Here is a 13932-nt window from a genome sequence, read left to right as displayed (position 1 = left end):
CGTGAACCTGAGACACCAACGAAGGAGTATCGCCATGAGCGTGAGCGCACATCTGACCGAACTGAAGAAAAAGCACGAAACTCTCGGTCTTGAAGTTGAACAAGCCCAACGCGCGCCAGGTATCGATGATCTCCATATCGCTCAACTCAAAAAACAAAAACTAAGGCTAAAAGAAGAGATCGAACGCCTGTCAGCCTAGGTTTTCATACTCGCCCGCGCGGCAATGGCCGCGCCGCCAGTAATCAATAGGGCCGCGATCGCCAGACCCCAGGACGGGGCGGCGATCCCGGCCACAACCAAAGCTAGCGTAGACAACAAGGGTGCCGCGTACGACGCCGTCCCCAAGAGCTGTATGTCGCCTTGCTTGACCCCGATATCCCAGACATAGAACGCCAACCCCACCGGCCCCAGGCCCAGTGCGATCACGGACGTCCAGCTAAAGGCACTGTCAGGCCAGACGGTATCTTCGACAGCAAGGTGCAGCAAACTGGATGCTATGGCGGTCGCAATACAGAAAACGGCGACAGAGCTAGTTGGCGTATCGCCCAGCCGACGCGACAGGACCGAGTATCCAGACCACGTCAACGCGCATAACAAGGCCAAGGCGTAGCCGGGCAGGTGGTCGGTCTGAAACCCATTGCTGCCGCCTCCGGCGATGATCACGGCAGCCCCTGCAAACCCCAGACATGCGCCGAACAAATGTCCGATGCGCAGGTGTTCGCCCGGCAAAAGCCCGGAAAACAACACGATGAGCAACGGCCAGAGATATGCGATCAGACCAGCCTCGGCCGCCGGGGCCATGCGAAGGGCCGAGAAATATAGCGCGTGATAGCCGAACAACCCGACTGTGCCGAACAGATAGGTGGTCCACGGAACGTCCCGCAATTGCCGCAACCCACCGCTGCGCCAGGTCCAGATCAGGCCAAGTGTTCCACCAATCGAAAAGCAGATTGCATTCAGCAACAGTGGCGGCGTGGGGGATGACCCGACGGTGAACAAGGCCAGCAGCGACCACAGCAAGACGGCGGCAAACCCGATGGCTGTAGCGCGCGATTTGGTCATAGGCTTTGAACCTCTTGGACCGGGATGATGTTGAATTCGTCCGAAATATGCGCGGTCTTTTCAATTTCGGCCATGAACCAGTCGCGGAAAGCGGCGATTTGGGGCCTGTTTTCTGCACCTGGCAAACACAGAAACCGAAACCGGCCTTGTGTTTCGATAGCCGTTTTGAACGGAGCAACAAGACGTCCCTCGGTAAGGTCCTTCAAGATCATAGCCCGGCGACCCAGTACCACGCCAACGCCCGCAACCGCAGCATCAATTGCGTGGTCTGCGTTCGAAAAATGCGCCCCATGCGTTGGGGCATAATCCACTCCGACCGCGCGAAACCAGGTCGGCCAATCGCTGGGCGGTTGTAGGAACGCAATCGAATCGTCAAAGATCAATGGTGCGTCCCGCAGGCTGTCGGGGGTGGGGAACTGCTCGGCCAGATCTGGTGTCATCACCGGTGTCAGCCATTCCTTGCGAACTTGCAGGGAATACAATCCTTCATCCCCCCCGTAACCAAATCGAATGGCCACATCCACGTCATCACGTTCAAGATCCATAATCCGCAACGTTGCCGAGAATTTCAGGTCAATCTCGGGATGCGCCCGTGCAAATTCATAAAGGCGCGGTGCCAGCCATTTGGCTGTCAGCGCCGGGCCTGCTGTCACGGTCAGCGAGGTATCGTTGCCCTGTCGGCGCGCAGCTTGCCATGCCGTCTGCAGTGCGGCGAATCCTTCGGCCGCGCCGGGGGCAAGGGCGCGTCCGGCCTCGGTCAACTCAACCGCGCGGTTCAAGCGGTGAAACAAGGGCCGGCCCAGATGTTCCTCCAGTGACTTGATCTGGAAAGACAGGGCTGCCGGGGTCACGCGCAGCTCCTCTGCGGCCTTGGCAAAGGACATGTGGCGTGCTGCGGCGTCGAAGGCACGCAGGGCGGTTAACGGGGGAAGATAGTCGCTCATCAATACACAAGAATATCTTAACTGAAACTCAAAGAAAGCTCGTTTGTCGCCTTTCTTGATAAGGCGCATATTGGGTTAAAGTCAAACACAGCTGAACTGAAAGGAAGACTGCTATGATCGAAATGACGACCAACCCCGCAGCTGCCCGCGCCTTTCAGCGGGCCCATGCTGAACGTGGCAAGATGATCAAACACGCCCTTATGTGGCTATTCGGTTCCCGCTGAGCGCTGCGCGCGCGTTCTTACGGGATAAAAAAGGGCCGGTCCGCAATGGACCGGCCCGTTGTCTTTTCTGCGCCTCAGATCAGACGAAGAATTGCGCACCGTTGGCCGAAATGGTCGAGCCATTGATGAACTGAGAATCGTCGGATGCCAGGAACGCCACGCAGCGCGCGATTTCTTCGGGCTCACCCAGGCGACCTGCTGGGATCTGGCCGATAATGGATTCGCGGACTTTTTCAGGAACAGCCATCACCATCTCGGTTGCGATATAGCCGGGGCAGATCGCGTTGGCGGTAATGCCTGCACGCGCGCCTTCCTGCGCCAGAGATTTCACGATGCCCAGATCGCCTGCTTTGGTCGCGGCATAGTTCACCTGAGCGAACTGGCCCTTCTGACCATTGATCGAGCTGATGACGATGACGCGGCCGAACTTACGCTCGCGCATGCCGTTCCAGACAGGGTGCACTGTGTTAAACACGCCGGTCAGGTTGGTGTCGATTACCTGGTGCCACTGTTCGGGGGTCATCTTGTGGAAGGGTGCGTCGCGAGTGATGCCCGCGTTTGCAACCACGATGTCGATCGCGCCAACCTCGGCTTCGACTTTTTCAATTCCGGCTTTGGATTCGTCATAATCAGCGACGTTCCACTTGTAGGTGGCGATGCCGGTCTCTTCGGTGAACTTCGCGGCGGCTTCGTCGTTCCCCGCATAGGTGGCTGCAACATTGTACCCTTCGGCCTTGAGCGCCTTGGAAATTGCTGCGCCGATGCCGCGGGAGCCGCCGGTAACGAGTGCTGTACGTGCCATTTAGGAATCCTCCAATTAAAGTCGTCTTGGTAATGCTGTTACTTTGAGAGTTGATCGTGCGCAATATTGTTTCGTCATGATTTTCTAAATTCCGCGTGGCAATATCGTCGCATCTTTGGGTTAAGGCCCCAATGTAACAAAAAAGGGCGCCCAAGGGACGCCCTTTTCTATTCGCTTGTCAAAGCACTTAGTCGCGCTCCACGCACAGGGCGACGCCCATGCCGCCGCCGATGCAGAGAGTGGCGAGACCTTTCTTCGCGTCGCGGCGTTTCATTTCGAAGAGCAGCGTGTTCAGAACGCGGCAGCCCGAAGCGCCGATCGGGTGACCGATGGCAATGGCGCCGCCGTTCACGTTCACGATCGACGGATCCCAACCCATGTCCTTATTCACGGCGCAGGCCTGTGCGGCAAACGCTTCGTTCGCCTCGACCAGATCCAGATCGTCAACGGACCAGCCCGCTTTTTCCAGCGCTTTGCGCGAAGCGTAGATCGGGCCTACGCCCATGATCGACGGGTCCAGACCGGCGGTTGCATAGGATGCGATACGGCCCAGTGGCTCGATTCCGCGCTTTTCAGCATTTTCGGCGGACATTAGCAGGGTCGCCGCCGCGCCGTCATTCAGGCCGGATGCGTTTGCGGCCGTGACCGAACCGTCCTTTGCGAAGGCCGGACGCAGCTTTGCCATCGCTTCCATGGTGGCGCCATGGCGGATGTATTCGTCGGCGTCCATCACGATGTCGCCCTTGCGTGTCTTGATGGTGAAGGGCGTGATTTCGTCGGCGAACTTGCCAGCCTTTTGCGCGGCTTCAGCCTTGTTCTGCGACGCGACGGCGAATTCGTCCTGCATGTCACGGCTGATCTGCCATTTCTCGGCGACGTTTTCAGCGGTCTGGCCCATGTGATAGCCATTGAACGCATCCCAAAGACCATCGCGGATCATTGTGTCGATGTATTTCATGTCGCCCATCTTTTGACCGGCACGCAGAGCGGCGGCGTGGGGCGAAAGAGTCATGTTTTCCTGACCACCGGCAGCAACGATTTCGGCGTCGCCCAGTTGGATGTGCTGAGCACCCAGGGCCACGGCGCGCAGGCCCGAGCCGCAAACCTGATTGATACCCCAGGCTGCGCTTTCCTGCGGCAGACCAGCGTTGATATGTGCCTGACGGGCGGGGTTCTGACCCTGAGCTGCCGTCAGCACCTGTCCCAGTATGGTTTCGCTGACTTCGCCCTTTTCCACGCCTGCGCGTTCTACTACAGCCTCCAGTACGGCGGCCCCAAGATCATGCGCGGGTGTGTTTGCAAACGAGCCGCCAAAGCTGCCCACTCCGGTGCGCGCGGCGGATGCGATTACTACGTTGGTCATTTAGACAATCCTTTACCGTCAAGGTCCTGCGGGATATTCGACGGCGCGGATCGCACAGAGACAACTCTGTGGCAGTGAGAGCGCCTCATGTTCCCCGCTCCAACTCCACATGGCATAGCGCAACGCTGCAGTTGCAGCAACGGTCAGCTTGCCTCAGGTCGGGTGTGGACCGGCCAAATCACGCTAACTGGCTGTACGCTTGGGTTTTTCTGCCTTCCATGGGGCGGAAATGGTCGGGGGGCCAAACAGGAACCCCTGCAGGCAGTCGACGCCGTTGGCAATTAGGAATTCGGCATCCTTCTGTGTTTCGACTGATTCGGCGGTCACCAGAATCTCGAATTCTCGCGCCACGGCGATCAGGGCCCGTACCAACGCCTGATTGTCCCGATTTTCGCCGATTCCGTGGATGAACTGGCCGTCGATCTTGGCAGCATCAAAGAAAAACTCGCGAAAATTTCGAAAGCTGAAATTGCTGGCCCCAAAGTCGTCAAGCGCAAAGGCGATGCCGCGCGGCTGCAGCCGGTCCATGAAATCGATCACCAGCTCAGGCACCGTCATAGCCGAGCTTTCTGAGATTTCCAAAATCAGCCTTTCGCCGATATTGGCGTCTTTCTTCAGAAACCGCTCCAGCACACGTGACCATCGCGCGTAACCGATCGAACGGGCAGACATGTTGATGGACAGGCGAATGTCGGGGTTTTTGGTCAGCGTCCGCAATCCCATTTCAAGCGCGACACAGTCCAGTTCGCGCCCGATTGGAGTGTTTTCCAGTTGTGGCATGAACTCGCGCGCGGGGATGACCCGACCGGTTTCATCCAGCACTCTGATGAAGCCTTCGTAGAAGGCGACGCCATGCGACCTGTTCGCCTGCATCACCGGTTGAAAGGCCAGTTTGCACTGGTTGTGCTTCACCGCCTCGGTCGCTATTTCAATCGTCGAGGCATCGCGGGATTTGACAGCCGCGTTCAAGGGGCTGTCCCCACCTTCGGGCAAATCTGCCAGTACCTTCTTACGCATGTGCAACCCGTTTCCCTTAACGCCGCCGGTCCGGTGACGATTTCAGGGGAAAGGTATGAATCTGCGGTTAAGACAAACGCAATTGATTGAAGTCAGGCTTGGGTCAACGTGTCGTTTCCCAGATGCGTCCCAGCGCTGCAAAGCCACCGATCACCGCACCCATGAACCCCAAAAGCATCATGCCAAAGCCCAACGCGACGATTCCGGTCGCACCTCCAGCCAGCGCCGTCAACATAGCGAGCACCACTCCGGTAAGACCCATAACGGTGGAAAGGGTTGTCAGTCTGGTCATGTCGCCTCCGGTTACTCGCACTGCACACATCGTTTGGATATGGGACGCGAGGGCCGGATTTCAAGAATCAGGTCGGATAGGTCGGCGGTATCAGGCCTGTTTTGCTTGCGTATTGGGCTGTTTGGTGTCGAATTGTTCGAATCCGGGCGTTCCACGATCTTCCGGGTGGCGGTCCAGATGCTTGGCCTTGATCTGTTCGGAATTGCCCCGGCTGCCATCATGGCTGTAGCCCGGGGGAGCAAAGCAATATGCCAGTCGCTGACGAATTGTCAGGCCAGGTTGTGTCGCGTCGCGCCATATTCCAACCCACTCGTGAAAGGCCACGCGCAGCGGGTTGAAGGTGCCGATATTGTGCACCAGCCCATAGTCGACGCGGTCATCTTCCTGTTCGGGGACAAATGTTCCGAACATCTTGTCCCAGATGATGAAAACGCCAGCATAGTTACAATCCAGATAACGCGCGTTGCGACCGTGATGGGCGCGGTGGTGGCTGGGCGTGTTCATCACCGCCTCGAACCAGCGGGGCATCTTGCCGATGGCTTCGGTATGAATCCAGAATTGGTAAATTAGGTTCAGACCACCGACGAACAGTACCATCGCCGGATGGAAACCCAATAGGATCAATGGCGCGCGAACCACCATCATGAAGGTAAAGGTATAAGTCCATGTCTGACGCAGGGCGGTGGTCAGGTTGTAGTGTTGCGAGCTGTGGTGGTTCACGTGGCTGGCCCAGACCCAGCGAATGCGGTGACCAAAGCGGTGCACCCAGTAATAGCGGAAATCATCCAGCACAAAGCACAGAAGGATAACGGGGACAGAGGTGCCCAGGTTTAGCGGCGTAATCTGCCACAGCCACATGAAGAATGCATAGGCGATGAACCCCAACAGAAAGCCGGATGCGATGTTGCCAGCCCCCATGATCAGCGATGTGACAGTGTCCCGCGTCTCATAGCGGCCACCGCGTCCTTTGACGGCGATCCACAGAAACTCGGCCAGAATGGCAGCTATGAAAAAGGGGACAGCCCATTGCACGGCGTCCGGGAAAGTCACGTGATCGGTCATGCGGGCTCCATCAGGTGCTGCCAGTGGCGGCGTTCGCGTTCGTCAAGGTGGATAACGGCCTTGGGCGTTCCGAAGTCGTGGAATTGAACCTCGAACCCTTGCGGGTGATCCAGCAGATCAAAATCCAGCAGATGTCGGGCCACGGTGTCTGCACCGAAAGACCACAGCAGACCATTTCCTGTTTCGGTTCGGATCAGGGCGGCGTGCCCGTCATGTGCAACAGTGACATCGATGATCGAATCATCCGGCGCATGGCGCATCCATTCTGACCACGCCAATTCGGGCGATAGCACGCGCAATCGGGATCTACCTGTCAGGTGCAGCAACAGGGTTATCCCGGCGATGCCTCCGACCACCAGAACCAATAGAATTTCAAGCGGCATTCCGTCCTCCTGCGCGGCAGAGTGCAAAGCGGCAGGCAGGCTGTCAAAGGTGGCGTCGCGTCAGCTATGTTCCAGACTGTCCAGAACCTCATACTGGACAACTCGCTGGACAAACGGCACCAACCCGTCCGGCCCCGAGGCGCGATCCTTTACGTGGATACAGATATCGGGCCTGCGCGCCGCGATGATGCCCACCATCTCGCCGCGTATCCTGTCATTAAGACCGGCACCCATTATCGCGCAAGCGATGCGCGGCTCTTCGTCCAGCTGCCGTTTGACTTCTTCCTGATCGTGCGCGCCAAGCCATTGGATCGGAAGGTGATCCAATTGACGCGCAACATCACCGATCACGTTGGGCAATTTTCCAATCAACAGAACTACCGGTTTCATCGTCGTCTCCCCTTCCTTCAGGTTGCAAACGAAAACCGGCCCATCTGGGCCGGTTTCAGCATAACACAAAACGTTCAGGAAGGCCTGATGCTTCAGCTGTTGCCCTCGACAAGGGTTGAAACGATGGCCTTGGCGCTGTCCGAATTCCACTCGGCATCGCCAATCAATCGAGCAATTTCATTGCCGTTGGGATCCAGAATGACGGTGATTGGCAGGGCGATCACACCCATTTTGCGTGCAACTGCCGATTGGGGATCCTGATGACGTGGCAGGTTGTCGATGCCGTTTTCCTCGAAAAACTTCTTGATCCCGGCTGGCGAGTTGCGCCCGGTGGCCAGTGTTACGACCTCGAACTTGTCGCCGCCGAATTCTTCTTGCAGCTCTGCGATCTGGGGCATTTCCTTGCGGCACGGCGCACACCAGGTGGCCCAGAAGTTTAGTAGAACATACTTGCCCTTGTAATCCGCAAGCGTCGCGGTGCCGCCGTCATCCTCAAGCTGAAATTCAACTGCTTCGACTGGCTTCGGCTCTTTGTGCAGGATCAGCCGTTTCAGGGAGTCCTCCCGGAGCGGTGCCAGAGTTTCGGCATCCGTGGCCAAAGCCGCGTTTGCACCCAACGCAAGGGCCATATAAAGGGGGATCAGACGAAATAGGCGCATATCAACTCCGGGTTTTCTTACATGACCGATCAATCTTCGAACCAGATGTGGGGCGGCCGCTTTGCCGCCGGTCCAGACGCGATCATGGAGGCAATCAACGCCTCGATCGGGTTCGATCAGCGGATGGCAGCCCAGGACATTGCAGGCTCGCGTGCCCATGCCGCCATGCTGGCTGCCACAGGTGTTATAACTGATAGTGATGCGCAGGCTATTCGGGAAGGGCTGCTCACCGTTTTGTCAGAAATCCAGAACGGGGAATTTCAGTTCTCGACCGCGTTGGAAGACATCCACATGAATGTCGAAGCGCGCCTGAAAGAGGTGATTGGCGAACCCGCAGGCCGTTTGCACACAGGCCGTTCGCGTAATGATCAGGTCGCGACCGATTTTAAGCTCTGGGTCCGCGATCAGTTTGATGCGGCTGAATCCGGCCTGCTGGCACTGATCCGCGCGCTTTTGGCGCAGGCTGATGCTGGTGCTGATTGGGTCATGCCCGGCTTTACCCATTTGCAGGTTGCGCAGCCCGTCACATGGGGCCATCACATGATGGCTTATGTCGAGATGTTTGGCCGCGACCTGTCCCGCGTCCGCGATGCCCGCGCCCGGATGAACGAATCCCCCTTGGGTGCTGCCGCGCTGGCTGGAACGTCCTTCCCCATCGATCGTCAGATGACGGCTGAGGCGCTGGGCTTTGACCGCCCTGCCGCCAACTCGCTGGACGCCGTCAGCGACCGTGATTTCGCGCTGGAATTTCTGTCGACCGCCTCAATCTGCGCTGTACACCTGTCTCGCTTTGCCGAAGAGCTGGTCATCTGGTCCTCGGCTCAGTTCCGGTTTGTTACGCTGTCCGATCGGTTCTCGACCGGGTCGTCGATCATGCCCCAGAAAAAGAACCCTGATGCGGCGGAATTGATCCGTGCCAAAGTGGGGCGGATTTACGGTGCCAATACTGCACTGATGATGGTGATGAAGGGCCTGCCTCTGGCGTATTCCAAGGACATGCAGGAAGACAAGGAACAGGTCTTTGACGCCGCCGACAACTGGATGCTGGCTCTGGCCGCGATGGAAGGCATGGTCAAGGACATGACCGCCAACCGTGAAAGCCTTGCTGCCGCCGCAGGGGCTGGTTTTTCGACCGCGACCGATCTGGCCGATTGGCTGGTCCGTGTGCCGGGCCTGCCGTTCCGCGACGCGCACCATGTCACCGGATCGCTGGTCGCCATGGCGGAAAGCAAGGGTTGTGACCTGCCCGATTTGACACTGGAAGACATGCAATCGGTCCACGCGGACATCACCGACAATGTCTATTCTGTCCTTACCGTCGAAAATTCGGTAAACTCACGCCAGTCTTTTGGTGGCACTGCACCGGATCAGGTGCGTGCCCAGGTCAAGCGGTGGAAGGCGCTGGTGTGATGCAGATACTACGTGTGGTGCTTCTTATTTCGGCCGGGGCTCTTCTGGTCGGCTGTGGAGCGGACGGCGAACCCATCCAACCCACGATGAGCGCAAATATCGGTGTCGGCAGCAGCGGCACCTATGGCGGTGTCGGGGTCGGCCTGCGACGCGGCGGGCTCGGCGTTTTCCTGGGGCTGTAATCGTCGATAGCAATCTCGCATTACCATGCCTATTTGCACGGCATAGTGGCCGAGCGCCAAATTCAAAAAAGAAGTCAAGACAATGAAAACCATCGGCCTGATCCTCTCGCTTGTCGTACTGGTAGCCTGCGACCCAACGTATAAACCCCGCCCCGAGCCCGCAGAGACATCAACCGGAAACGGCATCAAAATCTCGGGCTATGGCCGGGTCGGTGTTTCCACATCGAACTGATCTTGCGCGGAATCCATTGATCCGCGTGGCCATTTTGGTCTAAGCGCGCAGTCATGGATCACTTTCTCTACCGCGACGGCGCGCTATACGCCGAGGATGTCCCGATTTCCGAAATCGCAGCTGCGGTCGGAACACCATTCTATGTTTACTCCACTGCGACGCTATTGCGGCATTTCCAACTGTTCGACGATGCGCTGGACGGCATGGATCATCTGGTCTGTTATGCGATGAAGGCGGCTAGCAATCAGGCGATCCTGAAGACGCTGGCACAGGCCGGTGCGGGGATGGACGTGGTCTCGGGCGGGGAATACCTGCGTGCCAAGGCGGCGGGCGTGCCGGGCGACAAGATCGTGTTCTCGGGCGTTGGTAAGACCGCGGATGAGATCCGCGCAGCGCTGAGCGGCGGTATCCGCCAGTTCAACGTCGAATCCGAACCCGAGATGGAAGTGATCAACGCTATCGCGTTGGAACTGGGTTTGGTCGCGCCAATCACCGTTCGGGTGAACCCGGATGTTGACGCAAAAACCCACGCCAAGATCGCGACAGGCAAGTCTGAGAACAAGTTCGGCATCCCGATCGCCCGCGCATCTGAGGTTTATGCCCACGCAGCCAGCCTTCCGGGGCTGGAGGTGATCGGTATCGACGTCCACATCGGCTCGCAATTGACCGAGTTAGAGCCGTTCGAGCTGGCCTACACCAAAGTCGCCGAACTTACCGAAAAGTTGCGATCCGAGGGGCACAATATCCGACGCCTTGATCTGGGCGGGGGATTGGGCATTCCATACACCCGCGCCAATGATGCACCGCCCTTGCCGGTGGAGTATGGCGCGTTGATCAAGAAAACGCTGGGCCATCTGGGCTGCGAGATTGAAATCGAACCCGGGCGTCTTATCGCCGGTAATGCGGGTTTGATGGTGAGCAAGGTAATTTACGTGAAATCTGGCGAGGGCCGTGATTTTCTGATCCTCGACGGCGCGATGAACGACCTGATCCGCCCGGCGATGTACGAGGCGCATCACGATATTGTGGCCGTGCAGGAACCCGCTCCGGGCGTTGAACAGCAACCCTATGACATTGTCGGCCCGGTTTGCGAAAGCGGTGATACCTTTGCCAAGGAACGCAACATGCCACCCCTTTCACCGGGCGATCTGGTCGCGTTCCGCAGCGCCGGGGCCTATGGCGCGGTTATGTCCAGCGAATACAATACCCGCCCCCTGATCCCCGAGGTTCTGGTGCACGGGGATCAATTTGCAGTTATTCGTGAACGGCCAAGCTTTGACGAAATCATAAACCGCGATACCATACCTGAGTGGCTTTGACGCGATAGACGCGCGGGCCCGGTCAGGAGGCCCGCCTTGCGCGCAAAACACAACCTGCCGATCCCAAGACTGTCCCTGTGGCTGACGCACGCAGGGATGCTGGCCGAGCAGTTTTTGCGCGCGTTTTGGCCGTTTTTCTCGGTTTTAATGGCGATTTTTGCGGCTTTGATGCTCGGCTTGCAGGACGAGGTCCGCGTTGAAATCGTCTGGGGCGTGGGCACGGTAGCACTGCTGGGATTGGCCGCGACGCTGTTTGTTGGCGCAAGGCGATTCCATTTCCCCACACGGGCCGAAGCGCTGATGCGGCTGGATGCGGCACTGCCCGGTCGGCCGATTCAAGCTTTGATAGACGATCAAGCCATCGGCGCGAAGGACGCGGATTCCGTTGCACTGTGGCACGCACACCAGAATCGGATGGCGCGACGCGTTGCAGAGGCGGAGCCTGTCAAACCCGATTTGCGGCTGGCGGATCGCGACCCCTATGCGCTGCGTTATTCGGCACTGCTTGCGCTGGTGATCGCAGCGATGTTCGGATCGTTCTGGCGCATCGGCTCGGTGGCCGAGATGGCGCCCGGCGCTGCCGTGGCAGGGCAAGGGCCCAGCTGGGAAGGCTGGGTTGAGCCTCCGCGTTACACCGGGCTACCGACGCTGTATCTGGCTGATCAATCCGATCCAACACTGTCTGTCCCGCAGGGCAGCCGTATCACTCTGCGCTTCTACGGGGAAATCGGCGCGCACAGTTTGACGGAAACCACTACGCCTTTGGGTACTGAGGCGGCCACCGAGCCGGAGCAGGATTTTGTCGTCGAACGCTCGGGCCAGTTCAAAATCAATGGCCCATCGGGCCGCGACTGGGCGCTGAACGTCATTGCGGATATCCGCCCACAGGTGGCCGTGGCGGGTTCCGCCGAGTCCGAGGCCGGCGGTCAGATGAAACTGCCATTCGCTGCCAGCGATGATTATGGCGTGGTATCCGGCTCAGCTGTGATCGAATTGGATCTGGCCTCAGTCGACCGGCAGTATGGTCTGACGGCTGCGCCTGAGCCGCGCGAGGTCATAACGGTTGAACTACCCATGCCGATCACCGGCGACCGGGCGGATTTCACCGAAGATCTTATCGAGGATTTTTCACAGCATCCATGGGCGCATTTGCCGGTAAAAATCACTTTGATGGCCCGAGACGCGGCGGACCAAGAGGGGCAATCCGAGCCTTATGCGACTGCGCTGCCCGCCCGTCGGTTCTTTGATCCGCTGGCGGCTGCCATAATCGAACAGCGCCGCGATCTACTGTGGACGCGCGAAAACGCGACCCGGGTTTCGCAGATGCTGCGGGCGGTATCGCACCTGCCCGAAGAGCTTTTCCGGTCCGACACCGCCTATCTGCGCTTGCGCGTGATCTTACGCCGGTTGGAAATGTTCAACGAGTACGGCCTGAAACAGGAACAGCAGGCAGAAATCGCCGAGGCGCTTTGGGAGCTAGGCGTTCTGATCGAAGACGGCACTCTTGCCGACGCGCTGGAGCGTATGCGCCGCGCACAGGAACGTCTGACTGAAGCGATGAAAAACGGTGCCACTGATGAAGAGATCGCCGAGTTGATGCAGGAACTGCGCGAGGCAACGCAGGACTACATGCGCCAATTGCAACGTCTGGCGCAGGAAAACGGCGAGTTCGACGAGAACCAGCAAGGTCAGGACGGCGAGTCCATGCAAATGACGCAGGACGACCTGCAACGCATGATGGACCGTATTCAAGAGCTGATGGAACAGGGCCGCATGGCCGAGGCGCAGCAAGCGCTGGAAGAGTTCCAGCAGATGATGGAGAATATGCGCGTTACCCAGGGCCAGGGTCAGGGACAACAGTCCGAAGGCCAGCAGGCGATGGAAGGATTGGCCGAAACTCTGCGCGAACAGCAGGGTCTGAGCGATCAGGCCTTCCGTGACCTACAGGAACAGTTCAACCCCGGCGCGCAAGCCGGCGAAAGCCAGGGCAACGAAGGCCGCTCGGGTGGGCAGGGCCGGGGCCAGAGCCACGAAGGACAAGGCGGTCAGGGTCAGGGGACTGACGAACAGGGCAGCGGCAGCCAGCAAGGCCAGGAGGGGTCACTTGCAGATCGCCAACAGGCCTTACGCGACGAGCTGAACCGCCAGCAGCAAGGATTGCCCGGCACCGGAACCCCCGAAGGTGACGCCGCGCGCGATGCGCTGGACCGGGCCGGGCGCGCGATGGAGGGTGCCGAAGAAGCCCTGCGCGGCGATGATCTGGCCGAAGCAATCGACCAACAGTCCGAAGCGATGGAGGCCCTGCGCGAGGGCATGCGATCCCTAGGCGAAGCGCTGGCACAAAACCAGCAGAACCAGCCGGGCCAAGGTTCGCAGGAAGGCGACATGCAAGCCGACAACCGTGATCCGCTGGGCCGCGCCCCGGGGGCCAATGGAACAATCTCAACCGATGAAAACCTGCTGCAGGGTGAAGATGTCTATCGCCGCGCCCGCGAATTGCTGGACGAAATCCGCCGCCGGACTGGGGAATCGGATCGCCCCCAGATCGAACTTGAATACCTCAAACGCCTGTTAGAGAGGTTCTGATCTAA

General features: G+C 58.7%; 16 protein-coding genes. 6 read left to right on the top strand and 10 right to left on the bottom strand.

Annotation, left to right across the window (positions count from 1 at the left end):
• Nucleotides 1–34: 34 nt before the first annotated feature.
• Nucleotides 35–199 (top strand): YdcH family protein, encoded by a 165-nt coding sequence (locus tag DK510_RS15990; protein ID WP_082649277.1) that lies wholly within the window; start codon nt 35–37, stop codon nt 197–199.
• Here DK510_RS15990 and DK510_RS15985 read toward each other — a convergent pair.
• From DK510_RS15985 to DK510_RS15940, 10 genes are all read right to left on the bottom strand, one after another.
• Nucleotides 196–1062, bottom strand: coding sequence for a DMT family transporter (locus DK510_RS15985; RefSeq protein ID WP_109312926.1), 867 nt, complete (start codon nt 1060–1062; stop codon nt 196–198). The two genes, DK510_RS15990 and DK510_RS15985, sit on opposite strands and share 4 nt — an antisense overlap.
• Complete coding sequence (locus DK510_RS15980; protein WP_109313007.1) at nt 1059–2006, bottom strand: transcriptional regulator GcvA; 948 nt, start codon at nt 2004–2006, stop codon at nt 1059–1061. Before DK510_RS15980 ends, DK510_RS15985 begins: the two co-directional genes overlap by 4 nt.
• 303 nt (nt 2007–2309) lie before the next feature.
• A complete protein-coding gene (gene phbB, locus DK510_RS15975; RefSeq protein WP_109312925.1) occupies nt 2310–3032 on the bottom strand; it encodes an acetoacetyl-CoA reductase in 723 nt (240 codons plus the stop codon).
• Nucleotides 3033–3219: 187 nt separating this feature from the next.
• Nucleotides 3220–4395 (bottom strand): acetyl-CoA C-acetyltransferase, encoded by a 1176-nt coding sequence (locus tag DK510_RS15970; RefSeq protein ID WP_109312924.1) that lies wholly within the window; start codon nt 4393–4395, stop codon nt 3220–3222.
• 183 nt (nt 4396–4578) lie between these two features.
• Nucleotides 4579–5412 (bottom strand): EAL domain-containing protein, encoded by an 834-nt coding sequence (locus DK510_RS15965; protein ID WP_109312923.1) that lies wholly within the window; start codon nt 5410–5412, stop codon nt 4579–4581.
• A 103-nt stretch (nt 5413–5515) separates the two neighbouring features.
• Nucleotides 5516–5704 carry a hypothetical protein gene (locus DK510_RS15960; RefSeq protein WP_109312922.1) on the bottom strand — a complete coding sequence of 63 codons (189 nt, stop codon included), beginning with the start codon at nt 5702–5704 and terminating at the stop codon, nt 5516–5518.
• 90 nt (nt 5705–5794) lie between these two features.
• Entirely contained in the window at nt 5795–6766 is a 972-nt protein-coding gene (locus DK510_RS15955) for a sterol desaturase family protein (protein ID WP_109312921.1), read from the bottom strand.
• Complete coding sequence (locus DK510_RS15950) at nt 6763–7149, bottom strand: hypothetical protein (protein ID WP_109312920.1); 387 nt, start codon at nt 7147–7149, stop codon at nt 6763–6765. Before DK510_RS15950 ends, DK510_RS15955 begins: the two co-directional genes overlap by 4 nt.
• Before the next feature lie 60 nt (nt 7150–7209).
• Nucleotides 7210–7539: a hypothetical protein gene (locus tag DK510_RS15945; protein ID WP_109313006.1), complete on the bottom strand. Its 330-nt coding sequence runs from the start codon at nt 7537–7539 to the stop codon at nt 7210–7212.
• Nucleotides 7540–7631: 92 nt separating this feature from the next.
• Complete coding sequence (locus tag DK510_RS15940) at nt 7632–8198, bottom strand: TlpA disulfide reductase family protein (RefSeq protein ID WP_109312919.1); 567 nt, start codon at nt 8196–8198, stop codon at nt 7632–7634.
• 21 nt (nt 8199–8219) lie between these two features.
• Between DK510_RS15940 and argH the strand changes: the two genes are divergently transcribed.
• From argH to DK510_RS15920, 5 genes are all read left to right on the top strand, one after another.
• Complete coding sequence (argH, locus tag DK510_RS15935) at nt 8220–9608, top strand: argininosuccinate lyase (RefSeq protein ID WP_109312918.1); 1389 nt, start codon at nt 8220–8222, stop codon at nt 9606–9608.
• Entirely contained in the window at nt 9608–9790 is a 183-nt protein-coding gene (locus tag DK510_RS15930) for an argininosuccinate lyase (protein ID WP_109312917.1), read from the top strand. Before argH ends, DK510_RS15930 begins: the two co-directional genes overlap by 1 nt.
• 82 nt (nt 9791–9872) lie before the next feature.
• The gene (locus tag DK510_RS23020) at nt 9873–10022 is read left to right on the top strand and encodes a hypothetical protein (RefSeq protein WP_200833252.1); all 150 of its coding nucleotides are present in this window, start codon (nt 9873–9875) and stop codon (nt 10020–10022) included.
• A gap of 53 nt (nt 10023–10075) precedes the next feature.
• A complete protein-coding gene (gene lysA / locus DK510_RS15925; protein WP_109312916.1) occupies nt 10076–11341 on the top strand; it encodes a diaminopimelate decarboxylase in 1266 nt (421 codons plus the stop codon).
• 36 nt (nt 11342–11377) lie between these two features.
• Entirely contained in the window at nt 11378–13927 is a 2550-nt protein-coding gene (locus DK510_RS15920; protein WP_370246369.1) for a TIGR02302 family protein, read from the top strand.
• Nucleotides 13928–13932 lie beyond the last annotated feature (5 nt).

This window comes from Ruegeria sp. AU67 (genome assembly GCF_900312795.1).
Classification (GTDB): domain Bacteria; phylum Pseudomonadota; class Alphaproteobacteria; order Rhodobacterales; family Rhodobacteraceae; genus Ruegeria; species Ruegeria atlantica.
This window is presented reverse-complemented; position numbering and strand designations above follow the sequence as displayed.